The 26,399-nt window shown below is 72.1% G+C and carries 26 protein-coding genes; 9 read left to right on the top strand and 17 right to left on the bottom strand.

The window, feature by feature from the left end; translation table 11 throughout:
* Nucleotides 1-2: 2 nt before the first annotated feature.
* From IE242_RS35950 to IE242_RS35940, 3 genes are read right to left on the bottom strand one after another with little or no spacing between them, the layout of a single operon-like run.
* A complete protein-coding gene (locus IE242_RS35950; protein ID WP_189867036.1) occupies nt 3-740 on the bottom strand; it encodes a cupin domain-containing protein in 738 nt (245 codons plus the stop codon).
* Nucleotides 737-1,672: a DUF6807 domain-containing protein gene (locus tag IE242_RS35945; RefSeq protein ID WP_189867035.1), complete on the bottom strand. Its 936-nt coding sequence runs from the start codon at nt 1,670-1,672 to the stop codon at nt 737-739. The genes IE242_RS35950 and IE242_RS35945 overlap by 4 nt, the downstream gene beginning before the upstream one ends.
* Nucleotides 1,669-2,883 (bottom strand): Gfo/Idh/MocA family protein, encoded by a 1,215-nt coding sequence (locus IE242_RS35940; protein WP_189867033.1) that lies wholly within the window; start codon nt 2,881-2,883, stop codon nt 1,669-1,671. The genes IE242_RS35945 and IE242_RS35940 overlap by 4 nt, the downstream gene beginning before the upstream one ends.
* 384 nt (nt 2,884-3,267) lie before the next feature.
* On the opposite strand from IE242_RS35940, the gene IE242_RS35935 reads away from it, so the two are divergent.
* Together IE242_RS35935 and IE242_RS35930 are read left to right on the top strand one after the other, a co-directional pair.
* Entirely contained in the window at nt 3,268-4,143 is an 876-nt protein-coding gene (locus IE242_RS35935; protein WP_189867031.1) for an undecaprenyl-diphosphate phosphatase, read from the top strand.
* Nucleotides 4,144-4,287: 144 nt separating this feature from the next.
* Nucleotides 4,288-4,467, top strand: a complete 180-nt coding sequence (locus IE242_RS35930) for a hypothetical protein (protein ID WP_189867029.1) — start codon at nt 4,288-4,290, stop codon at nt 4,465-4,467.
* Nucleotides 4,468-4,602: 135 nt separating this feature from the next.
* Here the strand turns inward: IE242_RS35930 and IE242_RS35925 are convergent, their stop codons facing one another.
* Complete coding sequence (locus IE242_RS35925; RefSeq protein WP_189867027.1) at nt 4,603-5,184, bottom strand: DUF4291 domain-containing protein; 582 nt, start codon at nt 5,182-5,184, stop codon at nt 4,603-4,605.
* Nucleotides 5,185-5,354: 170 nt separating this feature from the next.
* On the opposite strand from IE242_RS35925, the gene lnt reads away from it, so the two are divergent.
* Nucleotides 5,355-6,956, top strand: a complete 1,602-nt coding sequence (gene lnt, locus IE242_RS35920) for an apolipoprotein N-acyltransferase (RefSeq protein WP_189867025.1) — start codon at nt 5,355-5,357, stop codon at nt 6,954-6,956.
* Here lnt and IE242_RS35915 read toward each other — a convergent pair.
* Entirely contained in the window at nt 6,880-7,785 is a 906-nt protein-coding gene (locus IE242_RS35915; protein ID WP_189867023.1) for a Gfo/Idh/MocA family protein, read from the bottom strand. The two genes, lnt and IE242_RS35915, sit on opposite strands and share 77 nt — an antisense overlap.
* A 176-nt stretch (nt 7,786-7,961) precedes the next feature.
* The gene (locus IE242_RS35910; RefSeq protein WP_189867021.1) at nt 7,962-9,248 is read right to left on the bottom strand and encodes an FAD-dependent monooxygenase; all 1,287 of its coding nucleotides are present in this window, start codon (nt 9,246-9,248) and stop codon (nt 7,962-7,964) included.
* A gap of 140 nt (nt 9,249-9,388) precedes the next feature.
* On the opposite strand from IE242_RS35910, the gene IE242_RS35905 reads away from it, so the two are divergent.
* Both IE242_RS35905 and IE242_RS35900 read left to right on the top strand, forming a co-directional pair.
* Nucleotides 9,389-10,024: a TetR/AcrR family transcriptional regulator gene (locus tag IE242_RS35905; protein WP_189867019.1), complete on the top strand. Its 636-nt coding sequence runs from the start codon at nt 9,389-9,391 to the stop codon at nt 10,022-10,024.
* A gap of 59 nt (nt 10,025-10,083) precedes the next feature.
* The gene (locus IE242_RS35900) at nt 10,084-10,596 is read left to right on the top strand and encodes a DinB family protein (protein WP_189867016.1); all 513 of its coding nucleotides are present in this window, start codon (nt 10,084-10,086) and stop codon (nt 10,594-10,596) included.
* Between the two features lie 663 nt (nt 10,597-11,259).
* Here IE242_RS35900 and IE242_RS35895 read toward each other — a convergent pair.
* The 7 genes from IE242_RS35895 to IE242_RS35865 all read right to left on the bottom strand — a co-directional run bounded on the left by IE242_RS35895 (nt 11,260) and on the right by IE242_RS35865 (nt 18,044).
* A complete protein-coding gene (locus tag IE242_RS35895; protein ID WP_229859930.1) occupies nt 11,260-11,820 on the bottom strand; it encodes a hypothetical protein in 561 nt (186 codons plus the stop codon).
* 283 nt (nt 11,821-12,103) lie between these two features.
* Complete coding sequence (gene ung / locus IE242_RS35890; protein WP_189867014.1) at nt 12,104-12,787, bottom strand: uracil-DNA glycosylase; 684 nt, start codon at nt 12,785-12,787, stop codon at nt 12,104-12,106.
* A gap of 158 nt (nt 12,788-12,945) precedes the next feature.
* Nucleotides 12,946-14,526: an ABC transporter substrate-binding protein gene (locus tag IE242_RS35885; RefSeq protein ID WP_189867012.1), complete on the bottom strand. Its 1,581-nt coding sequence runs from the start codon at nt 14,524-14,526 to the stop codon at nt 12,946-12,948.
* A 356-nt stretch (nt 14,527-14,882) separates the two neighbouring features.
* Entirely contained in the window at nt 14,883-15,650 is a 768-nt protein-coding gene (locus IE242_RS35880) for an SDR family oxidoreductase (RefSeq protein ID WP_189867010.1), read from the bottom strand.
* A gap of 21 nt (nt 15,651-15,671) precedes the next feature.
* The gene (gene fabG / locus IE242_RS35875) at nt 15,672-16,433 is read right to left on the bottom strand and encodes a 3-oxoacyl-ACP reductase FabG (protein ID WP_189867008.1); all 762 of its coding nucleotides are present in this window, start codon (nt 16,431-16,433) and stop codon (nt 15,672-15,674) included.
* Between the two features lie 388 nt (nt 16,434-16,821).
* Nucleotides 16,822-17,232, bottom strand: coding sequence for a DUF3037 domain-containing protein (locus IE242_RS35870; protein WP_373299684.1), 411 nt, complete (start codon nt 17,230-17,232; stop codon nt 16,822-16,824).
* 56 nt (nt 17,233-17,288) lie between these two features.
* Nucleotides 17,289-18,044 carry a HipA family kinase gene (locus IE242_RS35865; RefSeq protein WP_189867006.1) on the bottom strand — a complete coding sequence of 252 codons (756 nt, stop codon included), beginning with the start codon at nt 18,042-18,044 and terminating at the stop codon, nt 17,289-17,291.
* 272 nt (nt 18,045-18,316) lie between these two features.
* Here IE242_RS35865 and IE242_RS35860 point away from each other — a divergent pair, with 272 nt between their 5' ends.
* Both IE242_RS35860 and IE242_RS35855 read left to right on the top strand, forming a co-directional pair.
* Nucleotides 18,317-18,778: a Rieske (2Fe-2S) protein gene (locus IE242_RS35860; protein ID WP_189867004.1), complete on the top strand. Its 462-nt coding sequence runs from the start codon at nt 18,317-18,319 to the stop codon at nt 18,776-18,778.
* A 204-nt stretch (nt 18,779-18,982) separates the two neighbouring features.
* Nucleotides 18,983-19,462 (top strand): pyridoxamine 5'-phosphate oxidase family protein, encoded by a 480-nt coding sequence (locus tag IE242_RS35855; protein ID WP_189867002.1) that lies wholly within the window; start codon nt 18,983-18,985, stop codon nt 19,460-19,462.
* Nucleotides 19,463-19,521: 59 nt separating this feature from the next.
* Here IE242_RS35855 and IE242_RS35850 read toward each other — a convergent pair whose 3' ends face one another.
* Nucleotides 19,522-20,439, bottom strand: coding sequence for a LysR family transcriptional regulator (locus IE242_RS35850; RefSeq protein ID WP_189867000.1), 918 nt, complete (start codon nt 20,437-20,439; stop codon nt 19,522-19,524).
* 74 nt (nt 20,440-20,513) lie between these two features.
* Here IE242_RS35850 and IE242_RS35845 point away from each other — a divergent pair, with 74 nt between their 5' ends.
* On the top strand, nt 20,514-21,563 hold the full coding sequence (locus IE242_RS35845; RefSeq protein WP_229859928.1) for a DMT family transporter: 1,050 nt from the start codon (nt 20,514-20,516) through the stop codon (nt 21,561-21,563).
* Nucleotides 21,564-21,758: 195 nt separating this feature from the next.
* Here the strand turns inward: IE242_RS35845 and IE242_RS35840 are convergent, their stop codons facing one another.
* Nucleotides 21,759-23,102, bottom strand: coding sequence for an aminotransferase class I/II-fold pyridoxal phosphate-dependent enzyme (locus tag IE242_RS35840; RefSeq protein WP_189866996.1), 1,344 nt, complete (start codon nt 23,100-23,102; stop codon nt 21,759-21,761).
* 35 nt (nt 23,103-23,137) lie between these two features.
* On the opposite strand from IE242_RS35840, the gene IE242_RS35835 reads away from it, so the two are divergent.
* A complete protein-coding gene (locus tag IE242_RS35835; protein ID WP_189867078.1) occupies nt 23,138-23,833 on the top strand; it encodes a pyridoxamine 5'-phosphate oxidase family protein in 696 nt (231 codons plus the stop codon).
* A gap of 211 nt (nt 23,834-24,044) precedes the next feature.
* Here the strand turns inward: IE242_RS35835 and IE242_RS35830 are convergent, their stop codons facing one another.
* Nucleotides 24,045-25,007, bottom strand: coding sequence for a DMT family transporter (locus tag IE242_RS35830; protein WP_189866995.1), 963 nt, complete (start codon nt 25,005-25,007; stop codon nt 24,045-24,047).
* Between the two features lie 199 nt (nt 25,008-25,206).
* Entirely contained in the window at nt 25,207-26,265 is a 1,059-nt protein-coding gene (locus IE242_RS35825) for an EamA family transporter (RefSeq protein ID WP_189866992.1), read from the bottom strand.
* Nucleotides 26,266-26,399: the final 134 nt, after the last annotated feature.

The raw sequence follows: 26,399 nt of genomic DNA, 5'->3' as shown, positions 1-26,399 counted from the left end.
CGTCACGTCCCCCGGTAGACGTCCAGCCGCCCGCACATCCCGAACTTCCCGTACTCCACGGGCTGTTCCGACCGTACGACCGCGTCGGCCAGGTGGGACACGTCACCGCGCTCCAGGCGGTCCAGCTGGTCACCGGTGGCCGCCGCGGCCGCGCGGGCGCCGTGCTCCCAGCGCTTCCGCCAGTGCGCGAGCCGGGGCCGTACCAGCGCGGCGGCGGCCCGGTGGAAGGCCGCCAGCGGCTCCGGACCGCCGGCGTCCCGCAGCGCCCGGTAGCCCTCCAGGGCGAGATCGCGCCGGGTGCGGACGATCCGCTCCCGTTCCTCCTCGGGAACGTCCGCCGGGACCGCGGTCGCGGCGGCGTACGTCTCCGGATCGGTGAGGTACTCCGGCGGCAGGGTGAGCACGGCGTCGCCCGCCTCGGGGAGCCCGTCGTTCTGCATGAGGACGGTGATGCGCAGGTCGTCCTCGTCGACCAGCCGGTGGACGGTGCCGGGCGTGAACCAGGCGACCGTGCCGGGCACGAGGGGCGTGACCTCGTACCCGGACACGGTCAGCGTCTGCACCGCGCCGCGCCCGCCCGTGACGACGTACGCCTCCGAACAGGTCAGGTGCAGGTGAGGGCTTCCGCCGCACACGCCGTCGGCCGCCGGCCAGTCGTACACGGACAGATGGGAGACGGCGACCGCGCCGGGCAGTCCGGGGAAGCCGGACGCGACGCGGCCGGCTCCCTCCGCACTCACCACGGGTGGTCCTGCAGGTACTTGGCGATCTCCTCCCGCTCCCAGGCCCCGTCGGCCACGACGACCCGGTAGCGGCGGGTGAGGGTGTCGCCGGGCGCGAGCTCCAGCTCGTCGAAGAAGGCCCAGGACGGGGCGACGGCGGCGAAGGGCTCGTTGCGCACGAACCAGTGGGCGGGGTGGGTACCCCCGGTTCCGGCGTGGTCGTTCTCGGGGGCGTGCGCGAAGACGAGCGTGGCGTGTCCGTCGGTGCCGTCGTGCTCCGCCGAGTAGGCGAGCCAGGGCGCCTGGCCGCCCATCAGCCCGGGACCCTCGCCCTCGGGTCCGAGGATCCGGCCGTCCCGGAAAGCCCGCGGGCCGCGCCAGAACAGACCCGTGTAGCCCGCCGTCTCGCGTCCGGCGGTGGTCGGGCTGCCGAAGCGCAGCGGTTCGTCGCGCCGGTTGGTGATGGCACTCGTCCAGGTCAGCGCCCAGGACCCGGCCGCCGGATCGGCGTCGTGCACCTCGATGCGGCGCTCCTCGTCGGCCCACAGTTCGCCGGTGTACGGGTGCCAGGTGAGCCGCTCGGCGATCACGGCACGGTCGCCGTCGGAGGACACCTCGTCGAAGGCCGCATGTGCCATCGACCCCACCCGCTCCGGGAGGGCGAGATACCCCTCACCGTGCACATATGTGTTCCCGCCCCATAGGTTCTGCCCGGACAGATGGGAGGCCGTCAGCTGCAGACCCTTGTGCCAGCGGTGGTCGTTGGGCCGGTAGTCGGTGACGACGTCGCCCTTGAGGGTGCGGACCGGGTGCAGATACGGCTTGGGCGCCTCCCAGGCCGCCTCGGGCCGGTACACGTAGCTGAACAGCTCGACACCGGTGGTGGGTTCGGTGACCGTGATGCGGTCGCCGTGGGCGTGGACGATGCGCAGGCCGTCGCAGGCGGTCATACGGAGACCTCCTGGCTCTCGGCGGTCGCGGAGGTCCCGACCGTGGCGGCGTCGGTCGCGGGCGCCCAGCCGGGCGCCCCTCCGTGCAGCGCGGTGTAGTACGGGTCGCCGGGCCCGATCTCCCCGGCCCGTACGGTCGTGTCCGTGAACGCGGACTTGTAGAGCGCGGTGATCAGCTCCAGGCTCGTCCGCCCGTCGGCACCGCTCGCGCGCGGCCGCGTCCCGGCGCGCATGCTCGCCACCAGGTCCCGCAGCTGCGCCAGATGCGAGCTCGGCACGTCCGCGCCGAAGTCCCGCCAGGCCGCCACGTCCGCGTCCGGCACGTCCGGAGCCGGGGTGATGCGCCAGTTGTCGTTGCTGTGACCGTACAGGTGGGTGAGCTCGACGGTGGCGCGCTCACAGTCGATACGTATGCGGCTGACCTCGTCGGGGCTGAGGACGCTGTTGACGATCGTGGCCATCGCACCGTTCTCGAAGCGCACGAGGGCGGTCGAGACGTCCTCGGTCTCCAGGTCGTGCACCAGCCGCCCCGCCATGGCGCGCACCTCGCTCCACGGGCCCAGCAGGTCGAGCAGCAGATCCATCTGGTGGATGCCGTGGCCCATGGCGGGGCCGCCGCCCTCGGTCTGCCAGCGGCCGCGCCAGGGCACGGCGTAGTAGGCGGCGTCGCGGTACCAGGTGGTCTGGCAGTGCGCCACGAGCGGGCGCCCCATGGTCCGCTCGGCGAGCAGCCGCCGTACGTGCCGCGACCCCGAGCCGAAGCGGTGCTGGAAGACGATCGAGGCGTACGGGCCGCCGTCGGGGCCCTCCTCCGCCTCCACGGCGTCGAAGTCCGCGAGCGTGGGGACCGGCGGCTTCTCGCACCACACCCAGGCCCCGGCCCGCAGCGCGGCCACGGTCTGCTCGCGGTGCAGGGTCGGCGGGGTGCAGACGGTGACCAGGTCGGGGCGCTGCTCCGCGAACATCCGGTCCAGGTCGGTGTACGGGTGCGGGATGCCCGCGTCGGCACAGAAGGCCCGTACCGCGTCGGCGTCGATGTCGACCGCGGCGACGACCTCCGTCTCGCCCTCCTCGGCGAGCGCGGTCAGCGCGGGCAGATGGCAGCCGCGGGCGATGCCGCCGGTGCCGACGATCGCGACCCGGATGCGGCGGCCGTCCGGAACGGGGCCCGGTGAGTTGTCGGGACCGGATGTGTCGCTGGGTGTGGGCATGGACGTGATCAGCACTCCATCGGTCGTGACGGCACAGGTGGTGAGGGCGCCAGCCCTGGGCGGCATGGCGGATCACCCATGGCGGACCACCCATGGCGGACCACCCATAGCAAGCGCTTTCTCCCCGCTGCAACGTATGCCGCGCCACAATGACCGGTCAACACCCCGGACCCGCCCGCTCCGCCGGGGCCACACCCCGCGCCCAAGCCCGGAACGGCGCCTTCCGGACACCGCACGGGAATCTGTGGGGTTCCCGCGAAGCCCCTGTGGCGAGCCCGTCATCTTGGGGCGCTACGCTGCCCCCCAGCACCCGTGATCAGCGCGCACAGCGGCCACGGCGTGCCCGTCGGCCCTCCCCCGAGCAGCGCTTGGACCACGTACTCCATGTCTTGGTTTGAATCCCTCATCCTTGGACTCGTCCAGGGGCTGACGGAGTTCCTCCCCGTCTCCTCCAGCGCCCATCTGCGCCTGACCGCGGCGTTCTCCGGCTGGGAGGACCCCGGTGCGGCCTTCACCGCGATCACACAGATCGGCACGGAGACCGCGGTGCTGATCTACTTCCGCAAGGACATCGCGCGGATCATCTCCGCGTGGTTCCGGTCGCTGACGAACAAGGAGGCGCGGCGGGACCACGACGCGCAGATGGGCTGGCTCGTCATCGTGGGCTCGATCCCGATCGGCGTGCTGGGCGTGACGCTCAAGGACCAGATCGAGGGGCCGTTCCGCGATCTGCGCATCACCGCGACCATGCTGATCGTCATGGGCATCGTCATGGGTGTCGCGGACCGGCTGGCGGCCCGTGACGAAACGGGCGGCAGACACCGGGCGGTGAAGCAGCGCAAGACACTCGACGCGCTGAACGCCAGGGACGGCCTGATCTACGGCGTCTGCCAGGCCATGGCCCTGATCCCGGGCGTCTCCCGCTCCGGCGCCACCATCAGCGGCGGCCTCTTCATGGGCTACTCCCGTGAGGCCGCGGCCCGTTACTCCTTCCTCCTCGCCATTCCGGCGGTGCTCGCGTCCGGTGCGTTCGAACTCAAGGACGCGGCGGAGGGCGGCCATGTGACCTGGGGACCGACGATCTTCGCCACGATCGTGGCCTTCGGCGTGGGCTACGCGGTCATCGCGTGGTTCATGAAGTTCATCTCGACCAAGAGCTTCATGCCGTTCGTCTGGTACCGCATCGCGCTCGGCATCGTCATCATCGTGCTGGTCGGCATGGGCGTGCTGAGCCCGCACGCGGGTGAGTCGGCGCACTGACGGAACAGCGGTGCGCGGCACGAACCCGGGGCGGATCCCGGGCACTTGACCGCGCACCGGAGGTCCTTGAACCGTGACCAACCGCATACGGTGCCCGTAGCCATCCGGTAGCGCTGTGTCAGTCGGCGGGCATAGGCTGATGGCATGTCCCCCGAATCCGCCACTCCTGGTTCCCCGCGGTCCGCCGCCGCGGTGAACGAGCAGATACGAGCGCTGTGGAAGCGCGCGGGTGGTTCCCTCTCGGACCAGGAGCGGGCCGAGTACGAACTGCTGGTCGTGGAGTGGGCCACGGCGATGCGCGGAGAGGTCGTCGAGGCGGCCTGAGACAGGACCCGGTCGGCCCGCCGACCCGTCGGTTCGCCGACCCGTCGGTTCGCCTGTGCCTGTCGCCGGCCCGCCGGGCCGCTGCTCCACCTGCCGCCGGTCCCCGCTCCATCTGCCGCCGTTCTGGCGTTCCGCCTATCGCCGCAGATGGGCGAGCACGTCGTCGTCCAGCGGGTACGGCTCCTCGGCCGGCAGCAGCCGTGCCGCGCGGTCGAGTTCGCCCTTCCCCACCAGGCCGTGGATCTCCCGTGCCAGCGGGGTCACGTCCTCGATGCCCACGATCCACTCGTCCGCGTACCGGGCCGCCGCCTCCCCGGACAGGCCGAGCTGGAGGGAGCGGTACGGCAGCGGGCTGAGCCGGAGGTCCCGCTCGGGGTCCCACTGCACCCGCGCGGGCGCCCTCCGCAGCTCCTGCTTCCACGTCTGCTCGTCCGCGTGCAGCGCGGGAACGTAGTGCGACAGACAGGAGTTCCGCAGCGCCCAGACGAAACCCTCACGTGTGATCTCGACGGCCAGGACGGTCTCCTGGTTCTCCTTCGTGCCCCAGCCGCAGCGGTACATCATCCACAGGAACGACGGCTTGATCCACGTCATGCGGTCCCGCTTCCACCGCGACGGGAACCGGCCGGTGCGGGCCGCGGCCCGGCCGATCCCCGGAGGGTACGCCTGGTAGACGGTGACCGTGGACTCCGTGTGACGGGCCCGCACACGGAACATGGGCTCTTGTACAACCGACTGATCGTTCACGGGTACAGGATCGGCGCGCCGCTGCCCCGGTGGCCAGCGAATATCCACGCGCCCCCTGGGCTCCGGCGCCCTCCCACTGTCGGTGATCGTCCACGGAGCGCACACTGGGAGCTACGCACGACCGGGGAGGGAGGCCCTGCATGAGGACGGCCGACCGGTGGCTCGCCTCCCGGTGGCGGCGCGGCGTCCTGGCCGTGCCGGCCGGCGCACTGCCCATGTTCGCGTTCCCGGCCCCGTCGCTGTGGTGGTTCGCGTACGTCGCGCTGGTCCCGTGGATCCTGCTGATCCGTTCCGCCCCGACGGCCCGCCGCGCCGCGTACGACGGCTGGCTGGGCGGCTCCGGGTTCATGCTGGCCGTGCACCACTGGCTGCTGCCGAACCTGCATGTGTTCACGTTCGTGCTCGCCGCGCTGCTCGGCGCGCTGTGGGCTCCCTGGGGTGCGCTGGTCCGACGGTTTCTGGGCGGGGCGCCGTCGGCCGGGCGCGTCACGGCGGCGCTCGTCGTCGTGCCGTCGGGCTGGCTGACGGTGGAGCTGGTCCGGTCCTGGGAGCGGCTGGGCGGCCCCTGGGGGCTGCTCGGGTCCAGCCAGTGGCAGGTGGAGCCGGCGCTGCGGCTCGCCTCGGTCGGCGGGGTGTGGCTGCTGAGCTTCCTGGTGGTGGCGGTGAATGTCGCGGTCGCCGTGCTGGTGGCGGTGCGCCCGGCCCGTGTGCCCGCCGTCGCCGGGCTCGTCGCGACGGCCGCCGCCGCCTCCGCTGCCTGGGTGGGGGCGCCGCGCCCCGCGGTGGACGGCCTCGTGCGGGTCGCCGTCGTCCAGCCCGGCGCCGCCGCCGGCATCGGCAGCCCCGGCAAGCGGTTGGCCCGTGAGGAGGCCCTCACCCGCGGGCTCGCCGGGCGGGACGTCGACCTGATCGTGTGGGGTGAGAGCAGCGTCGGGTTCGACCTCGCCGACCGCCCCGATCTCGCGGACCGGATCGCCGCCCTGTCCCGCGCGACCGGGGCGGACGTCCTGGTGAACGTCGACGCCCGCCGCGCCGACCGCCCCGGCATATACAAGAGCTCCGTGCTCGTGGGCCCGGACGGCCCGACCGGCGACCGCTACGACAAGATGCGGCTGGTCCCCTTCGGCGAGTACGTCCCGGCGCGGTCCGTCCTCGGCTGGGCCACCTCGGTCGGCGAGGCGGCCGGGGAGGACCGCAGGCGCGGTACCCGGCAGGTCGTGATGGACGTCGCGGACGGACCGCGGGGAAGCGGCAGCCTGAGGATCGGACCGATGGTGTGCTTCGAGTCCGCCTTCCCCGACATGAGCCGCCAACTCGCCGCCAACGGCGCCGAGGTGCTGATCGCCCAGTCGGCGACCTCCACGTTCCAGCGGAGCTGGGCCCCGGAGCAGCACGCCTCGCTGGCCGCGCTGCGGGCCGCCGAGACCGGCCGCCCGATGGTCCACGCGACGCTGACCGGCGTCTCCGCCGTCTACGGTCCCGACGGTGAGCGCATCGGCCCCCGGCTGGGCACGGACGCGAGTACGCGCGCGGTGTACGAGGTGCCGCCGGCGAGCGGTGTCACGCCGTACGTCCGCCTCGGCGACTGGCCGGTGTACGCCGCGCTGCTGGCGCTGGCCGTCACGGGCGCCGCCGGAGCCGTACGGACCGTACGAGCCGTGCGGCTCAGGCGGGCGGGTCCTGAACCGCCCGCACCACCCGCTCGCACAGATCGTGAGTCGCCAGCGCGTCCCGGGCGCTGAGCGTCCTGCCCGCCCGCACGGCGTCGAGGAAGGCGAGCACGGCCTGTTCGATACCGCGCTGCCGGGACACCGGCACCCAGTCGCCGCGCCGCCGGGTCGTCGGCTGGCCCTTGTGGTCGACGACCTCGGCGAGATTGACGACCTGGCGCTTGGTGTCCTGCCCGGACACCTCCAGGATCTCCTCGGCGGAGCCGCTGAGCCGGTTCATCACACCGAGCGCGGTGAAGCCGTCCCCGGACAGCTGGAGCACGACGTGGTGCAGCAGGCCGTCCGCGACGCGGGCGCGCACGGTCACGTCGTCGACCGGGCCCGGCACCAGGAAGCGCAGGGTGTCGACGACGTGGATGAAGTCGTCCAGGACCATCGTGCGCGGCGCCTCGGGCAGGCCGATCCGGTTCTTCTGCATCAGGATCAGCTCGCGCGGATGCTCCGCGCACTGCGCGTACGCGGGCGCGTGACGCCGGTTGAAGCCCACGGCGAGCGAGACGTTCCGCTCCTCGGCGAGCCGTACCAGACGTTCGGAGTCGGCGAGCTCGTACGCGAGGGGCTTGTCGACGTATGTCGGGACGCCCGCCTCGAGGAGCCGGGTGACGATCTCCGGGTGTGCCGTGGTCGGTGCGTGCACGAAGGCCGCGTCGAGGTCCTGGGCCAGCAGGGCGTCGAGATCGGAGTGCCGCTGCGCCTGCGGCAGATGCAGGCTGTCGGCCACCCGCGTGAGGGTGGCGGGCGTACGCGTCTGAAGATGCAGCTCGACCCCCGGCTGTGTGCCGAGCACCGGCAAATACGCCTTGCACGCGATGTCGCCGAGCCCTATGCAGCCGACCTTCACAAACGTCCCCTGTCCTACGGTGTGCCGACGCCTTGCGGGGTGCCGACGCCATATGTGGTGCCGACACCCTACGTCGCCTGCGGAGACATGCGCCGGATCACCCATGTGTCACCGCCCCATGACGCGATCACACACATGCGCAGGCCCCATGGCGCGTCGGCACATGTGCCGACGTTTCAGGGCACGACGACACCTGCCTCCTCGGAGGCGTACGTCCGGCGCGGCGGGCGCCAGTCGGCGATCCCGTCGAAGCCGCGCAGGAAGAGCGCAGGTCCGGCCTGGGAGAGCACGGCGATCGCCGCGTTGCGGACGGCCGTGCCGACCGGGTGGGACATCATGTTCAGCCGGGCGACGCGGACCGCCCTGCGGGTGATCGCCGTCGTACGGGGCTGCCGTGCCGCCGTGTACGCGGCGAGCGACTCGGCGACGGGAGCACCCGCGCCGGGGCGGAGCCGCGGAACGGACAGGGCGAGCACGATCGCGTCCTCGATGGCCTGGTTGCCGCCCTGACCGAGGGTCGGCGGCATGGCGTGGGCGGCGTCCCCGAGCAGCGCGACCCTGCCGCGGTGGTGGGCGGGCAACGGCTCGGCGATGTGGTGCACGTCGTGGCGCAGCACGTCCTCGGGGCGGGCCGCGGCGAGGACGGCCGGGATCGGGTCGTGCCAGTCGCCGAACCGGCGCACGAGTTCCGCCCGCTCGTCGTCCGGCGCCTGCTGCCCCTCGGGCGTGACGGCGGCGGCGTACGCGTACGTCCTGCCGTCCTTGAGCGGATGCGTGCCCCAGATACGGCCCTGGCCCCAGGTCTCGTGCGAGGCGAGGGTCGAGGAGGTCAGCCCCGGCACGGGAAGGACGACCCGCCAGGTGGTGAAGCCCGAGTAGACGGGACCGGGGTGGTCCGGGAAGAGCGCGCCGCGCACGCCCGAGCGGATCCCGTCGGCCGCGACGACCAGGTCCGCCTCCAGTTCACCGTCGGCTGTGCCCACGCGGGCGGGGCGGCCGGGACCGCCGCGGTCGACGAGCGTCGCGGCGGTGGCCAGGCGTACGGTGCCGTCGGGCAGCCGGGCCGCCAGGCGCTCGATCAGCGTGGCCCGGTGCAGGAGGACGAGCGGCCCGCCGAAGCGCTCGGCCGCGGCGGCGGTACTGGACCGGGCGAGCCAGCGACCGCTCGGTACGCGCACCCCTCCCTCGTCCCCGGCCACGCCCGTACGGGCGGGACCCGCGCCGTCCTGCCAGGCGGCGAGACCGCGGATCTCGTCGCCGAGCCCGATCACGTCGAGAGCGCGCAGCGCGTTGGGGGCGAGGGAGATCGCGGCGCCCACGGGGTCCAGGGAGCCTGCCCGCTCCAGGACGGTGACGCGCCAGCCGTCGCGGTGGAGAGCCGCCGCCGCGGTCAGACCCCCGATCCCGCCTCCGATGACGACGGCGTGCGCGGTCCGGCCCGCCGTCGTGTGCTCGTCCGCCATGACTTCTCCTTGTCGTCGTCGCGTTCCCGCGCCGTCGCGCGTCGCTCCGTCAAACAGGTCACTCCCAGCGCTCACTACAGCTGTAGTAACCGCACACCTCGACCGTACTACAGATGTAGTTCGACGGGTAGGTTGGCCCCATGTCCGCACTTTCCACCGGCACCTCGCGCACCGATCTCCTCGCCGACGCCGCCCTCCGGCTGCTCGCCGAGCGCGGGATGCGGGGCCTCACCCATCGGGCCGTCGACGAGGCGGCCGGCCTCCCCCAGGGCTCGACCTCGAATCACGCGCGCACCCGGCAGGCGCTGCTGGAGCTGGCCGTACGGCGGCTGGCCGAGCGGGAGGCGCAGGTCCTTCTGCCCGCGGAGATGCCGGCACCCGGCGGCGGACCCGACGCGCTCGCAGACGCACTGGCCCTGGCGCTGCACCGCTATGTGACCCGGCACCGCGCATTGCTGGTCGCCCGCTACGAACTCGCGCTCGAGGCCACTCGCCGGCCGGAGCTGCGGGAGGTGTTCGACACGGCCGGCAAGCGGTTCCGCGACCCGGCGACCGCCATGGTCACCGCCGCGGGTTCGGCGGATCCCGTCCGGCACATGCTGTCACTGGTGGCGTGGTGCGACGGGATGATGTTCTCCTGTGTGGCCGGGTCGTTCCACGCGACCGTGCCCACGCTCGGCCAACTGCGCGACAGCATGCGGGAGTTGCTCGGCGGGATGCTGCGCGACCGGCCCGCGCGGGACCTTCCCGGCGGGAGGGGGGAGCCGGGCCCGTAGGGAACCGCGCACCGAAAATGAGATGAGCGCCCACCACCCGCCCGGACAAGATACGGCGCATGACAATCGAACGCACCGTACCCTCCGTCACCGCCGATGAACGGACCATGCTGGAAGGGTGGCTGGACTTCCACCGCCGGACGCTCGCCATGAAGTGCGCGGACCTGGACGACGCCCAGCTCAGAACCGCCTCCGCCGCGCCTTCCGAGCTTTCCCTGATGGGGCTGGTGCGGCACATGGCGGAGGTGGAGCGGAGCTGGTTCCGCAGAGTGCTGGCGGACGACGACGCCGGGCGGATCTACAGCACCGGCGAGAACCGGGGCGGTGAGTTCCGCCTCAGCGAGTCGGACACCTGGCAGGAGGCTTACGCCACCTGGCAGGCCGAGATCGCCGTCGCCCGCGACAACGCCGCGCGCTTCACTCTGGACGGCATGAGCACCGGCCGGAACCGGTACACCGGCGAGGCCGTCAGCCTGCGCTGGATCTACACCCACATGATCGAGGAGTACGCGCGGCACAACGGTCACGCGGATCTGATCAGGGAGCGCATCGACGGGGCAACCGGGGACTGAGTGGAAGCGGGCCGGGCGCGTCCCTCCGCGCGGGCCGGGGACAAGAGACCACAGGCCGACGCGGGAGACCACGCGGGAGGGAAACGGAAGTTCACACCGGCGGGGAGGGCAAACCCACGCAGACGGCCGCAGCCGTCACCCGTGCGGGGCATCCTCCGCCTGTCCTCTCCTCAAACCGGGTCCGACGCAGCAGAGTTGCGCGGGTGCATCGTACGACCACTACAGCAACGCTCCTGGTCACCGTGGCCGTTTCGGCCGCGTCTGCCGTCTCGGCCCTCTCCGGCTGCACCGGCGGGCAGCGCCCGCCCGCACCCGACGTGCCGGCCGGCCCGCCGCGTCCGGCCGCGCCCCGCCCGGACGGTCCTGCCGAGCCGCGGATCGTGCAGGCTCCGGCACGGGAGGCACTGGAACTCATCCGCCTCCCCCGGACTGCCGAGCCGAGCACTTCCCCGAAACCCCGGGCGACCGCCTCGGTGCCCGCCGCCGCGCCGACGGCCGGCGACCCGGGCCGACCGCGCCCCACCGCCGTCCCTCCCGTGCGGCCGTAGTCCCTCCAGCGTTCGTCGTCGTCCTCGTCCCCGTTCCGGCCGTGGGCGGCCGTTCCCGGCGGCTTCTCCGGGCCTCTTCCCGAGCCCACCGACGTAGGCGCACCCTCAGCAGGCACTACGGGTGCTGTCTCGGCGGGCGAGGCGCCCCCGGCCCCGGCGGCTCCGACGATCCCTCTCCGGTCGTGCCCTCTTCCGTCGTGCCCCCTCCGTTCAGCTGGTGCTCCAGACGGTCCATCGCTGCCCGGACGCCGTTTCCGTAGGCGTCGTCCGCCAGCGCGTCGACCGCCCCCCGCGCCAGCCGGAGATGGCTGCGGGCGGTCTCGGCGCGGCCGAGTCTCGTGTAGTCCGCCGCGAGGTTCAGATGCAGCGACGGGTAGAAGGCGCGCATCACGAGCGAGCGGTGGTGCTCCGCCACTCGCCCGTCGGTCAACTCCTCGGCCGCCGCCAACGCCCGCAGATCCCAGGCGAGTTCATCGGCGGGGTCGTCCTGGGCGTCCGCCATGTAGTGGGCCAGGGTGCAGCGGTGCAGCGGGTCGCCGTCCTCGCCGATCTCGGCCCACAGATCCAGGAAGCGGCTGCGGGCCTCCTCGCGGTCGCCTCCGTGGTGCAGCATGACGACCTGGCCGATCCGCGTCATCACGGCGTCCGGCGCCGCTGTCCCCTGTTGCTCCGCCACCGCTCGTCCTCTCTGCGCTCCGTCGTTGCCACGACGCTAGCCGCAGGCGCTGACAATCACGGGCAGGCCGCTCCGTGGGCCGACGGGCCCGGGCCGGTGACGCCCTACCCGGTGACGCCCGGCCCTGGTGGACGCGCCGCGGCATCGGCCGGAACCGAGCCTTGCGGTGCGGTGCGGTACCGGCCGGAGCGGAGCCCGTACCGCGGAAGGCGCGACACCGGCCGGTCGGAGCGGAGCACGGCTGCGCCGACCGGAGGTACGGCACCGCGGGCGGCCTCGGCGGTCAGCCGAGGTTCGGAATCGTCCAGTCGATGGGCGTGTGGCCCTGCGCGGCCACCGCCTCGTCGATCTGGGTGAACGGACGGGAGCCGAAGAACTTCTTCGCGGACAGCGGCGAGGGGTGCGCGCCCTTCACCACCACATGCCGCTCCTGGTCGATCAGCGGGAGCTTCTTCTGCGCGTAGTTCCCCCACAGGACGAAGACCGCCGGGTCGGGCCGGTCCGCGACCGCGCGGATCACCGCGTCCGTGAACTTCTCCCACCCCTTGCCCTTGTGGGAGTTGGCCTCGCCGCCACGCACCGTGAGGACCGCGTTGAGCAGCAGTACGCCCTGCTCGGCCCACGGCATCAGGTACCCGTTGTCGGGGATCGGCGTACCCAGCTCCGCGTGCATCTCCTTGTAGATGTTGCGCAGGGAGGGCGGGACCTTCACCCCGGGCCGCACCGAGAAGCACAGACCGTGCCCCTGGCCCTCGCCGTGATACGGGTCCTGCCCGAGGACCAGCACCTTCACGCGCTCGTACGGCGTGGCGTCGAGCGCGGCGAAGACCTCCTCACGGGGAGGGTAGACGGGACCCTTGGTGCGCTCCTCCTCCACGAACTCTATGAGTTCCTTGAAGTAGGGCTGCTGCAGCTCCTCGCCCAGGACGCCGCGCCAGGACTCGGGCAGCATGGCGATGTCGGTCACGTCAACTTCCTCCGATACGTGCTCATTTCACGGCCGGCCGCGGAAGACACGGCCGTGGACGGCCGCGTGCGGCACGGCCGCCGTCAGAACACAGAACCTACAGGCGGCCACTGACAACCGGGGCCGCCCGGGCAGGAACCGGGGGAAACCCGGGAGAACTACCAGCTCGTCTTCCGGTAGAGCTCCCACACGACCATGATCGTCGCCGGGTCCAGGGCCTGGTCCCCGCCGCCGATCTCCTCGCTGGCGGCCACGTACTGCTTGCCCTGCCACAGCGGCAGCAGCCGCGCGTCGTCGACGATGATCTGCTGGGCCTGCTCGAACTGCTCGGCCACCTTCCCGCGGTCGGTCTCCCGGCGCGACTGGGGCAGCAGCTCGGTGGTGATCTCGGGCACCGGGTACGGCGTACCGAGGGCGTTCTGCTCGCCCACGAAGGGGGCGACGAAGTTGTCGGCGTCGGGGAAGTCGGGGAACCAGCCCCGCCCGAACACCGGGTACTCGCCCTTCTGGTACCCCTCGACGTACGTCTTCCAGGGGCGGCTCTCGAGCGTGATGCGGAACAGGCCGGAGGCCTCGAGCTGCCGCTTCAGCTCCTCGAACGCCGGCTTGGTCTGCGAGCCGTAGCGGTCGGTGGTGTACCAGAAGGTCAGCGGCACGGGCTCGGTGATGCCCGCGTCCAGCAGGAGCTCCCGTGCCTTGGCGGAGCTGGGCTCGCCGAAGTCGTCGAAGTACCCCGTGGTGTGGCCCACCAGCCCCTTGGGGATCATGGAGTACAGCGGTTCGACGGTGTCCTGGTAGACCTTGTGGGCGAGGGCAGGCCTGTCGACGAGCTGGGCGACCGCCTGGCGGACGGCGGGCTCTCCCGCCCACTCGTCCTGGGGGTTGAACACCAGGTAGCTGATCTCGGTGCCGGCGTGCTCGAGGAGCTGAAGGCCCTCCTCCTCGTGGTTGCTCTGCAGGTCGACGACGTCCGGGGCGGCCAGACCGCGGTACGTGACGTCGATCTTCTTCTTCCTGAGGGCGTCGACCATGTCGCCGGAGTCCTGGAAGTAGCGGATGGTCACCGCTTCGTTCCGGCGGTCCGCGAAGCCCTTGTAGCTGTCGTTGCGGACGAGCTCGGCCTGCTCGCCCTCGTCGTACGAGCTCAGGGCGTACGGCCCGGAGCCGGTGATGCCGCCGTCCGCACGGATCTTGTCCGCGGGGTAGTCGGCGGGGTCCACGAGGGACATGGCGGGCGTGGCGAGGACGAAGGGGAAGGTGGCGTCGGGTTCGTTCAGGTGGAAGACGATCTTGCGGTCGTCCTTCGTCTGCACGCGCGCGAGGTTGCCCAGCAGGCCTGCGGGGCCGCCGGTCACGTTGATGTTCCTGATCCGGTCGAAGGAGTGCTTGACCGCCTGCGCGTCCAGGGCGTGACCGTTGGAGAACTCCAGGCCCTCGCGCAGCGTGCAGCTGTACACGGTGTGGGAGGTGTCCGTGAACGAGCAGGACTCGGCGGCGTCGGGCTCGGGCTCGGACGCCCCGGTGGGGTAGTTCAGGAGGGTCTGGTAGACGTTGCGGAACAGCTCCCAGGAGTTGTCCCAGGAGGCCGCCGGATCCAGGGTGCTCGGAGAACTGGTCGTTCCCACGACGATCGGCTCTCCGTCGTCGGAGGAGTCCGAGGAGAGGACACCGCATCCGGCGACGAGGGATATGGACGTGATCGCCGCCAGCTGACGCAGGCATCTGTCCCGGTTGAACACGCGCACGCTCCTCGATCGGCCATGCCACAAGAGTTGGCAGACCATACCGCAGCGCCCGACCGGTTGACCGTCCCCTCGTAAAGGCCGCCTGATCAGCGCGTATGTCCTTTTGTCGACAAGCCTATGCCTGGCTCCGCGCGCCCGGCGCGACGGGCGCCCGCGCGGTCCCGGCCAGGTCCGCGCGGGCGCCTGCCGGCCGACATGGGCCGGGGACTTCGGGCGGCGACCTCGGGCGGCGACCTCGGCCGACGGCATCACCGGTTCCGGTGGGCGGCTTGGGCGGCCGGTTCCGGCGGCCGGCTCCGGGACGCGGCGCCCGGGCTCCGCCCGGAGCCCGGTACCGTCGGCCGGCTTCGTCAGCCGACGCCGGCGTTGAGGAAGATGCCGCCGTCCACGACGAGCGTCTGCCCGGTGATCCAGTCCGACTGCTCCGACGTCAGGAACGCGGCGGCGCCGCCGATGTCGGAGGGCACGCCGAGCCGTCCCATCGGGTACGAGGCGGCGGCCTCCGCCTCCCGGCCCTCGTACAGGGCCTGCGCGAACTTGGTCTTGACCACGGCGGGCGCGATCGAGTTGACCCGGACCACCGGGGCGAACTCGTGCGCCAGCTGGAGGGTCAGATTGATCATCGCGGCCTTGCTGATGCCGTACGCGCCGATGAACGGCGAGGCGGAGACACCGGCGACGGAGGCGATGTTCACGATCGCACCGCCGTTGTCCTTCTGCCAGGCCTTCCAGGTGAGCTGGGCGAACCCGAGCGCCGAGACGACATTGGTCTCGAAGACCTTGCGGGCCACGTCCAGGTCGAGGTCGGCGATGGGGCCGAAGACCGGGTTGGTACCGGCGTTGTTGACCAGGAAGTCGACACGCCCGAAGGTCTCCATCGCGCGTTCCACGACGGTGACCCGGTGGGCTTCGTCGTGCGCCTTGCCCGCCACACCGACGGCCCGGTCGGCGCCGAGCTTCTCGACGGCCTCCTTGAGGGCGTCCTCGTTGCGGCCGGTGATGACCACACGGTCACCGCGGGCGACGAACGCCTCGGCCACGCCGTAGCCGATACCGCGGCTGGCGCCCGTGATCAGCGCCACCTTGCCCGACGGCTCCGGCAGTTCCACAGCAGTCATGTGCTTCTCGTCCCCCCGGCCTCAGTTGAGCGGTCCGCCGGCGACGTACATCACCTGACCGGAGACGAAGCCCGCGTCGTCACCGGTGAAGAAGGCGATCGCGTTCGCGATGTCGTCCGGGCGGCCGACGCGCTGCACCGGGATCTGGGTCGCGGCCGCGGCCTGGAACTCCTCGAAGCCCATGCCGACGCGGGCCGCGGTGGCGGCGGTCATGTCGGTGACGATGAACCCGGGCGCGACGGCGTTGGCGGTGATGCCGAACTTGCCGAGCTCGATGGCGAGGGTCTTGGTGAAGCCCTGCAGACCGGCCTTCGCGGCGGAGTAGTTGACCTGGCCGCGGTTGCCGAGCGCGGAGGACGAGGACAGGTTCACCACCCGGCCGAACTTGGCGTCGACCATGTGCTTCTGGACGGCCCTGGTCATCAGGAAGGCACCGCGCAGGTGCACGTTCATGACCGTGTCCCAGTCACCGGCGCTCATCTTGAACAGCAGGTTGTCGCGGAGCACGCCCGCGTTGTTCACCAGGATCGTCGGCGCGCCGAGTTCCTCGGCGATCCGGGCGATGGCGGCCTCGACCTGGGCCTCGTCGGACACGTCGCAGCCGACCGCGAGCGCCCTGCCGCCGGCGGCGGTGATCTTCTCCACGGTGTCCTTGCACGCGGCCTCGTCGAGGTCGATCACCGCGACGGCGCGGCCCTCCGCGGCCAGTCGTACGGCGGTCGCGGCGCCGATGCCGCGCGCGGCACCGGTGACCACGGCGACACGCTGCTCAGTGGTGGACATTGCTGCTTCTCCTCGCCCTCGGAAAGCCTGTGGACGGTCCCCTGAACCCGGGAACAGTCCATGGTGAGCTTGCGGCTCCACGGCCGCCCCTCAGGTGAGCGACCGCTTAGTACCTTGCCCGCACGTGACGCTAGAGACCCTGGCACCCGGTGTCAACGGCGCGCGGGCGCAGTGTGATCGATTCACCTGCCGCGACGCGTGATCGAGTACCTGGCGCGACGCATGATCGATTGCCTGAACAGAAGCTCGTTGCCTCGACCAAGGGCTCGGCGGCCCGACCAGGAGGCCGCTTACCCGACCGGAAAGCTGATCACCCGACCAGGAGTCTGATCACCTGACCGAGAGACCGTGCACCTGACCGAGAGACCGCTATGTGACCCAGAGACCATTACCTGACCAGGAGGCCGAGCAGCCGCTCGGTCTCGGCGGCCGGATCGGTGGTGAACCCGGTGTGGACCGGTCCGGGCTGGATCACGGCGGAACGGGGCGCGATCAGCCAGCGGAAGCGCCGTCCGGCGTCGTCGCGCGCGGCCTGGCCCGCCGATTCGCCCCCGGCACAGAGGCTCTCGACGGCGCCCAGCGCGGCCCGTACGCCGGCCACATCGGCCTCCGGGTCCAGCGCGAGCAGCTTGGTCTCGTCGAGGTGCGTACGGGCACCCACGAAGGACTTGGCGCGGCAGTACACCAGCACACCCGCGTTGAAGCACTCGCCGCGCTCGACACGGGGCACGACGCGCAGCAGCGCGTACTCGAAGACGTCCTGCCCGGTCGACCGGGTCGCCAGAGTGCGCTCGGCCATACGCCCGGCCAGGTGCTCGGCCATGCTCTCGGCCATGTGCTCGCTCACGCGCTCGCTCACTTGATCCCCTCGATGCGGTCGTGGATGACGGCGGCGCGCGCCAGCAGCGGCTCCGCGTACGCCCGCCGCAACGCGTCCGCGGTCTCGAATCCCGGCTCGTCCGCCAGCCACACATCGGGGATCTCGGCGGTGACCTCCGCCAGCAGGTCCTCGGTGATGCGGGGCGCCAGTTCGGCGGCGGCGCTCGCGACGTCCGGCCCGAAGGGGGCGAGGGCGTGGTCGGAGGCGTCGTACGGGCGGTCGGCGAGGGTGCGCGCGCCGGACCAGTTGTGGTGCCAGATCATCGTCGCGCCGTGATCGATGAGCCACAGGTCGCCGTGCTGGACGAGAAGGTTGGGGTTGCGCCAGGAGCGGTCGACGTTGTTCACCAGCGCGTCGAACCAGACGATGCGCCCAGCCTCCTCCGGGTCCACCCGGAAGGCGAGGGAGTCGAAGCCGATCGCGCGGGTCAGGAACCGCATGCCGAGGTTGGTGCCGCCGCTGCGCCTGAGCAGTTCCTGCACCTCCTGGTCGGGCTCGCCGAGGCTCAGGACCGGGTCGAGATCGAGGGTCACCAGGTCGGGCACGCGCAGCCCGAGCCGCCGGGCGAGCTCACCGCAGACCACCTCCGCGACGAGTGTCTTGCGGCCCTGCCCCGCACCGGCGAACTTCATGACGTACGTCGCGCGGTCGTCGGCCTCGACGAGTCCCGGCAGCGAACCGCCCTCACGCAGGGGCGTGATGAACCGGGTCGCGGTGAGTTCCTTGAGCACTCGCCCAGGTTACCGGCGCGGCCCCGGGCGCCGGACGTGGCTCCCGCACGGATCCGCTGCGCGCCCCGTACGCCTTCCGCTGCGCGCCCCGCACGGATTCCGTGCGCTCCAGCACCGCACACGCTGCGGAATCACTGCGGGATCCCCCGCGGCTTACGCCACCTTGATACCAGTAAGGTCAAAGTCTCAACCATCCCTTGGACTGAGCAGCAGAGGACCACGGTCCGTACTTCCGTACAGCTCATGACGCACCCATGGAAGGGAACCCCAGCATGACCAGCGCACCGCTTCAGCCCGCATCGTCACCGGCTCGCCGCACCGTGATGACGGCTGCCGGCGCGGCGGGACTCGCCGTCGCGCTGACCGCGTGCGGATCGGACGACTCCTCAGCCTCCTCCGACGGGCAGAACGGCGGCGGCTCGGGCGGAGGCGGGAACGCCGTCGCGGGCACCGAACTGGCGAAGACCTCCGACATCCCGGAGGGCGGCGGCAAGGTCTTCGAGGGTCAGGGCGTGGTCGTCACCCAGCCCACCGCGGGCACTTTCAAAGCCTTCTCGTCCACCTGCACCCACCGTGGCTGTGCCGTGCAGAGCGTCGCCGACGGTGTCATCAACTGCCCATGTCACCAGAGCAACTTCTCGATCACGGACGGCAGCGTGAAGAGCGGCCCGGCGATGACGGCACTGCCCGCCAAGAAGATCACCGTGGACGGAGACACGATCAAGCTCGCCTGAGCGAGCACGTCTGATCAAGCTCGCCTGATCGAGCACGTCTGATCGAGCTCCTCTGACCGAACTCGTCTGATCGCTCCCTCCGGACCGTGGTGATCGGGGACGGGGTCCTGCACACTGCTGCGGAGCACCGGACCGGCGTTCCGCAGGGGCCGGGAAGATCGGCGGGAGCCGGGAGATCGGCCGGAGCCGGGAAGAGGGGACCGCATGAGCGTCACGCAGCGCCGCGGCCGGAAGATCATGATGGCGCCGGCCGAACTGGACGCGTTCCTGACCGCGCAGCGCACCTGCCGGGCGGCGACCGTCTCGGCGGACGGCTCCCCGCACGTCAGCCCGCTCTGGTTCGTCTGGGACGGCACGTCGCTCTGGCTGTACTCACTCATCCGCAGCAAGCGCTGGGCCGCCCTGCGCCGGGATCCGCGGGTCGCCGTCGTGGTCGACGCGGGTGAGGAGTACGGCGAACTGCGGGGCGCGGAGCTGTCCGGCACCGTCGAGGTCGTCGGGGAGGTCCCGCGCACGGGCGAGCCGGGCGAGCCGTGCCCCGAACTGGCGGCGGTGGAGCGGCTGTTCGCCCGTAAGTACTTCGGCATCGACGAACTGCCCCACGACGGCCGGCACGCCTGGCTGCGGCTGACACCGGAGAGGACCGCCTCGTGGGACTTCCGCAAGTCGGCGCAGCGGCTGTGAGCGGGCGGCGAAGCCCGTACTCGCCTCTCCGGCTCCCACCGTTCCTACCGCGCCGGCCCTCACCGTGACGCAGCGGCCCCCGTCGCCACTCCCGCCCCTCGCAGTGCCTCCACCGCCGCCCTGATCGACGGACGGCGGTCGGCGTCGGAGCGCCACACCGCGTAGACGTGACGGGAGACCCGGTGCCGCACGGGCACGGTGCGCACCCCCTCCGGCAGCGGATCACGACCGAGCCGGGGGGCGACACAGACGCCCAGTCCGGCGGCGACCAGAGCCAGTTGCGTGTGGTGTTCCTGGGCGCGGTGGGCGATATGGGGCTCGACGCCCTTGGCGCGCAGCATGTAGAGCAGCCACTCGTGGCAGAACTCGCCGTCGGACCAGGCGACCCACTCGTCGTCCGCGAAGTCCGCCAGGTCGACCTCGTCCCGGTCGGCCAGCGGGTGCTTCTCGGGCATCGCGATGTCCACGGGGTCGTCCAGGACGGCCGCCCTGGCGAGCCCTTCGGGCATGGGCAGGGGCTTGTTGTACCAGTCCATGACGACAGCCAGGTCGACGTCGCCCCGGACCACCGCGTTGACCCCGAACGCCGGCTCCAGTTCCCGTGAGGACACCCGGAGCGCGGGGTGCCGCTCCCGGAGCGCGCTCAGCACGGCGGGGAACAGTCCGCGCATCGCGGTGGGGAACGCGGCCAGCCGCAGCTCGCCCACCACCTGTCCGCGCTGGGCCTCCAGGTCGGCCTGGGCCAGCTCGACCTGCGACAGGATGCGTGTGGCGTGGTCGGCGAGCAACCGGCCCGCGTCGGTCAGACGTACCCCGCGTCCGTTCTTGGCGAGGAGCTGCTGCCCCACTTCCCGCTCCAGTTTGGCCATCTGCTGGGAGACGGCCGAGGTGGTGACATGCAGACCCGCCGCCGCTCCGCTGACCGAGCCGTGCCGGGCGAGGGCGTCCAGGGTGCGCAGGCGCTCCAGGTTCAACATATAAGCGATGCTACGAGGAATCGCTAAAAAAATCTCGCTTGTGCTACAGAATCATCCGAAGCATGGTTGCGTGCATGACCAGCACCGCCCCCTCCTCATCACGCGTGTCTCCGGCCGCGACCGCCACGGCCACTCCCCCAGCCACGGTTACTCCCACGGCTGCGGTTACTCCCACGGCTGCGGCCGCTTCCACGGCCAAGGCCGCTCCGACGGCTGCGGCCACCGAACGCCGCCGTCGCCCCGCCGTCGACTGGCGGCTCCGCTTCGCTTTCCTCTCCGTGGTCTGGGGGTTCAGCTTCCTCTTCATCAAGGTGGGCACCGACGGCTACGCCCCCTTCCAGGTCACCCTGGGCCGGCTGGTGTTCGGTACGGCGGTGCTCATGGCGGCGATGGCGGTGAAGCGGGAACGGCTGCCCGGCGGCGCCCGTGTGTGGGGTCATCTCGCGGTCGCGGCGCTCCTGCTCAACGCGCTGCCGTTCTCCCTCTTCGCGTACGCGGAGCTGACGATCCCGTCCACGCTCGCGGGAATCTGCAACGCGACCTCTCCCCTGTGGGGCATGGCCCTGTCCCTGGTGGCCCTGTCGGAGGACCGGCCGACACGGATACGGGTCGCCGGCCTGGGACTGGGCTTCCTCGGTGTACTGACGGTGCTGGGCGTCTGGCAGGGCTTCGACGGCCTGAACGCCTCCGGCACGGCACTGGCACTGCTGGCCTCGCTGAGCTACCCGGTCGGTTGGATCTACGTCCGCCGCACCCTGGCCGGCACCGGGCACTCGAACCTGTCGCTGACCGGAGGCCAGTTGCTGCTGGCCACCGCCCAACTGGCCGTGGTCACTCCCCTGTTCACCTCCCTGCCGACCTCCTTCCCGGTGCTGCCGCTGCTCGCGGTCGCCGCGCTGGGCGCCCTGGGTACGGGGCTCGCCATGCTCGTCCAGTACGGACTGGTCGCCGAGGTGGGGCCGACGACGGCCCAGATGGTCACGTACTTCACGCCGGTGATCGCCACGGCCGCGGGGGTGGCGCTGCTCGGCGAGTCGCTGACCTGGTCGACACCGGTCGGCGCGGTGATCGTCCTGGCGGGCGCGGCGCTGACCCAGGCCAAGGCCCGCTCACGAGGCGCCTGACGGACGACCGTACGCGGCAGGCCGCCGACAGATGACCGTGAGCGATAGGCCGCTGACGGTCGGCCGGCGCGTGAGCCCTCCTGACGGTCGACCGCAGGCGTGATGCGTAATGCGCGATGCATGATGCGGGATGCGGGATGCGGGATGCTCTTGACGGTCGACCGCGTCCACCTCGTCACCCGTAACGTCGCGTCGTCACCCGTAACGTCGCGCAGGAGCGGGACCGATCGCCGCGGCCACCGCGTCCGCCAGCCGCTCGATCTCGTCGTCGCGCTCGTCCTCTGCCAGCGACGAGACGGTGATACGGATGCCCGGTGGCGCGCTCGTCCGGAAGCGGGCGCCGGGTGCCACCGCCCAGCCGGCGTGCAGCAGCCGGGCGACCGCGCCGGTCTCGTCCGGCACGGGTATCCACACGTTCATCCCGCTGCGCCCGTGCGCCGCGACACCGCGCCGGGCGAGCGCGGCGATCAGCGCGTCCCGCCGTCTCCCGTACGCGGCCGCCACGGCCCGCCCGTCCACGGCGCCGTCGGCCCAGAGCCGGACCACGGCCCGCTGCAGGAGGCGGCTCACCCAACCCGGTCCGAGCCGTTGCCTGCCGCGCACCCGGTCGACGGTGACGGGGTCCCCGGTGAGCACGGCGAGGCGCAGATCGGGCCCGTACGCCTTGGCGGCGGAGCGAACGACGGCCCAGCTGTGCGTGGTCCCGGCCAGCGGATGCAAGGGCTGATCAACGATCTTGTATCCGTGGTCGTCCTCGATGAGCAGGGTCTCCGGATGGCCTTCGAGCACCGAACGCAGGGCACGCGCGCGTGGGGCGGTCACCGCGGCACCGGTCGGGTTCTGCGCGCGGTCCGTGACGACCAGGGCGCGTGCGCCACCCACCAGGGCACGGCCGACGGCCTCGGGGAGGGGGCCCTCGTCGTCGACCTCCACGGGGACGGTGCGCAGTCCGAGCGCCGGGACGAGGTCGAGCAGGCCGCCCCAGCCGGGGTCCTCGACGGCGACCGCGTCGCCGGGCCGGAGGTGCGCGGCCAGGACGCGCTCGACGGCGTCGAGCGAGCCGGAGGTGACGGCGACCGGTCCGTCCGGAACGCCGTCGGCGGTCAGCTCCGCGCGGGCGATGCGCGCCAGCTCCGGCTCGACGAGGGCGTCGCCGTACAGGACGGGCTCGCGGTCGCCCTGCTCGGCGGCGGCCGCGAGAGCAGGCGCGAGCGGCGGCAGGAGCGCCGGATCGGGGTTGCCTCCGGTGAGATCGCGCGTGCCCTCCGGTACGTCCACCCGGATGTACTCGCGGCCCGTGGTGGCCGGCCTCGGGCGCACCCGGCTGCCCCGGCGCCCGTCGGTCTCGATGACTCCGCGCTCGCGCAGCGTGCGATAGGCGGCCGCGACCGTGTTGGGATTCACGCCCAGCCGGACCGCCAACTCCCGCATGGAAGGCAGCAGTTGACCCGGCTCCAGCTCCCCCGAGCCCACCGCGCGCTCGACGCTCGCCGCGATATCGGCTGCACGCCGCCCCTCGATCCGATAATCTCCTAGCACAAAGTCAAGTATGCACTAGTGCAATGGAGAGCGCAATGCAGGGAGCCGAGCAGCGGACACCACCGCCCGCCGCCTACACCCCGACCGACCGCACCGTCCCCACGCGCTCCGCGCACAGGGCGTCGTACGACAAGGAACTGGTGCACGCGATACTCGACGAGGGGTACGTCTGCCACCTCGGCTTCGTGCGGGACGGTGCGCCGGTCGTGCTGCCCACCCTCTACGGCAGGGTCGGCGAGCGCCTCTACGTGCACGGCTCGACGGGTTCGCGCCCGCTGCGGACGGCGGGCAGGACGGACGCGGGGCCGGGACTCGCGGTCTGCCTGACGGTCACCCACGTCGACGGCCTGGTCCTCGCCCGCTCCGCCTTCCACCACTCGATCAACTACCGCTCCGTCGTGGTGCACGGCGTCGCCCACCAGGTGACCGACCCCGAGGAGAAGCGACTCGCCCTGGACGCGCTGGTCGACCACGTCGTGCCGGGCCGCTCGCGCGACGCCCGGCCCGCGGACGCCAAGGAGTCCGCGGCCACGGCCGTGCTCCGCCTGGAACTCGGCGAGGTCTCCGCCAAGGTGCGCACCGGCGGCGTCAACGACGAGCCCGAGGACCTGTCCCTCCCCCACTGGGCCGGCGTCGTCCCGCTCCGCAAGGGGTACGGAACCCCGGTGCCGGACGCCGCGCTGACCCCCGGCACCGAACTCCCCGGCTATCTGGCGGCTCTGTCGTCCTGATCCGTTCCTGCTCGTTCCCACCGCCCACTGGAGAGGAACGGCGCCGGGGTACGAGGCGTACGGGTCGTACGGGGCGTACGGGGCCATGAGGCCCCGTACCCGATGGGCGGTCGGCCCGACGCCGCACACCGGCCACCGTTCACTCGGCCGCCTCACCCGGCCGCCCCTCACCCGGCCGCCCCTCACCCCGTCGCCGCTCAGCCGGCCGCCCTCAACCGAGCGCGGGCTGCTCCGCGGCCGTGCCCCGCGCCTCCGCCGCGGCGAGGCCCGCGACCGAGCCGAGCATCAGCAGGGTGCCGAGGAGCGTCGCCGCCGTGAGGTGCTCGCCGAGCAGGACCACGGCGAGCACCGCCGCGCTCACCGGCTCCAGCAGCATGATCACGGAGACCGTGGCCGACCGCACCACGGCCGCGCCCGCGAAGTACAGCGCGTACGCGAGGGCCGTGGGGATCGCCGCCATGTAGACGACCAGTCCCAGCAGCAGCAACGGCCGGTCGGTGCCCGGCAGGAGCCCTTCGGCCAGGGCGAACGGCAGCAGACACCCGCTGGTCACCGCGAACGCCCACATCGTCGTACTCGCGGAGTCCACCGCGCCGTCGCGCCCCCACCACCGAGTGAGCAGCGTCATCGCGGAGTACCCCGCGGCGGACAGGACGGCGAGGAGCACGCCCGACGGACGCACGGTCGCCGCGCCACTGCCGAGCACCAGCACGGCGAGGCCCGCGAGCGCCCCGGCGACGGCGGCGAGACCGCCGCCGCCCAGCCGTTCATCCATCGTCAGCCGTGCGCCCAGCGCGATCATCACGGGCCCGGTACCCAGCGTGACAACGGTCGCCACGGCGAGACCGGTCTCCTCGACGGCGGCGAAGTAGGCGGTCTGGAAGACGGCGAGTCCGACGCCCGTCGCACCGACCCGCAGCGCCCTCCGGCCGAGGGGTTCACGGGCGGCGCGAGGTACGGCACCGGCGGACCGGGTCCGGGCACGCAGGCGGTGCACGGCGAGCAGCAGGACGACGCCGACCGCGCAGCGCCAGAAGGACAGGGCGATCGGCCCCATGTCACCGGCCCGGAAGACCAATGAGGCGGCCGCGCCCGCGGTGCCCCAGGCGGCACCGGCGACGATCAGATAAAGGAGGCCTCGCCCGACGGGCAGGCCGACAGCAGTGTTCGACACGTGTTCTCTCCGCAGACACAGAAGTGCACGAAAGACGCGAGAACGCGCTGCATGCGCTGAAGTGCGCGAAATCGCTCGGACTTCATCTGCGGGCAGCACCGTTCCCCGCTCCACCGACAGCGGAGCGTCATGTTCCGGAGGCCCGCCTCAGGCGGCCGGGGGCGGAAGGACGAGTGCGGTCGACTGCATGATCGTCACCTTACGCACCGGGCCCGCGGCCCGACAACTCCCGCTCGCCACGGCCCGCATCGGCTGCCCCGGCCGCTCCGTCCCCGTCCGCCACCGCTTCGTCGGCCCCTCCCACGACCAGCCCCTGCGAGGCCTTGGCCGACGTGGAGGACTGTGCGACGAGGGCACCCATCAGGACCACGGCGCCGCCGAGCAGCTGGGGGGCCGAGAGGTGCTCGCCGAGCAGTACCCAGGCGAGAACCGTCGCGATGACCGCCTCCAGACAGGCGACGACGCCCGCGACCTGCGGGGAGAGCCTGCGTACGGAGAGCACTCCGGTGACGTACGCGACGACGGTCGCGATCAGCACGACCCAGGCGAGCAGCAGCCACGCGGGGACGGGGGTGCCGTCCATGCGGGCGGAGCCCGCGAGCAGCGACCAGTCCATGGTCCAGGGCCGGGCGACGACGGTGAGCACGAGGGCGCCCACGAGCAGGCCGTACGCGATGACGCCGAGCGGGTGCGGCGCCTCCTCTCCCGCGTCGGCACCCTGGTCGGACAGGACGAAGTAGCCGGCCTGACAGCAGGCGGCGGCGAGGGCGAGCAGCAGCCCGACGGCGTCGAAGCCCAGCCCGGACCACACCTCGACGACGCACGCGAGCCCGCCGACCGCAAGGACGACTCCGACGGCCGCGCCGCGCGCGACCCGCCGTCGCTGTACGAACCGCACCCAGCCGAGCACCAACGCGGGCCCGAGATACTCCACGAGCAGCGCGACTCCGACGGGGATACGGGAAATCGCGGCGAAGTAGCACGCCTGGACGCCGGCCACGGCCAGCAGGCCGAACCCGGCGAGCAGCGCGGGCCGGCGGCGCAGCAGAGCACGATGCCGCACGGCCAGTGGAAGCATCACCAGCGCGGCGCCGGTCACCCGCAGCCAGACCACGTGAAGCGGGTCCAGGCCCGCCTCGATCAACGGTTTGGCCGCGATCCCCGATCCGCCGAAGGCGACCGCCGACGCGAACGCGAGCCCGAGGCCGACGCCCCTCGCACGGTGCCCCTGAGGCCCCTGAGACGTATGCACCGGCACATGATGACAGGCAACAACATGAGCGTCACTTGAAATGACACCTGTCCCAGCAACTGGGGCGCCGACGAGACCCGCCGGTCAGGCGGGTGAGAGACGCCGGACGGGCCGACGCGCCAGGACAACGGCCCACGTGA

The organism is Streptomyces poonensis (genome assembly GCF_014650915.1).
Classification (GTDB): domain Bacteria; phylum Actinomycetota; class Actinomycetes; order Streptomycetales; family Streptomycetaceae; genus Streptomyces; species Streptomyces poonensis.
The sequence above is the reverse complement of the archived record's forward strand: the minus strand, read 5'-3'. Positions and strand labels throughout refer to the sequence as shown.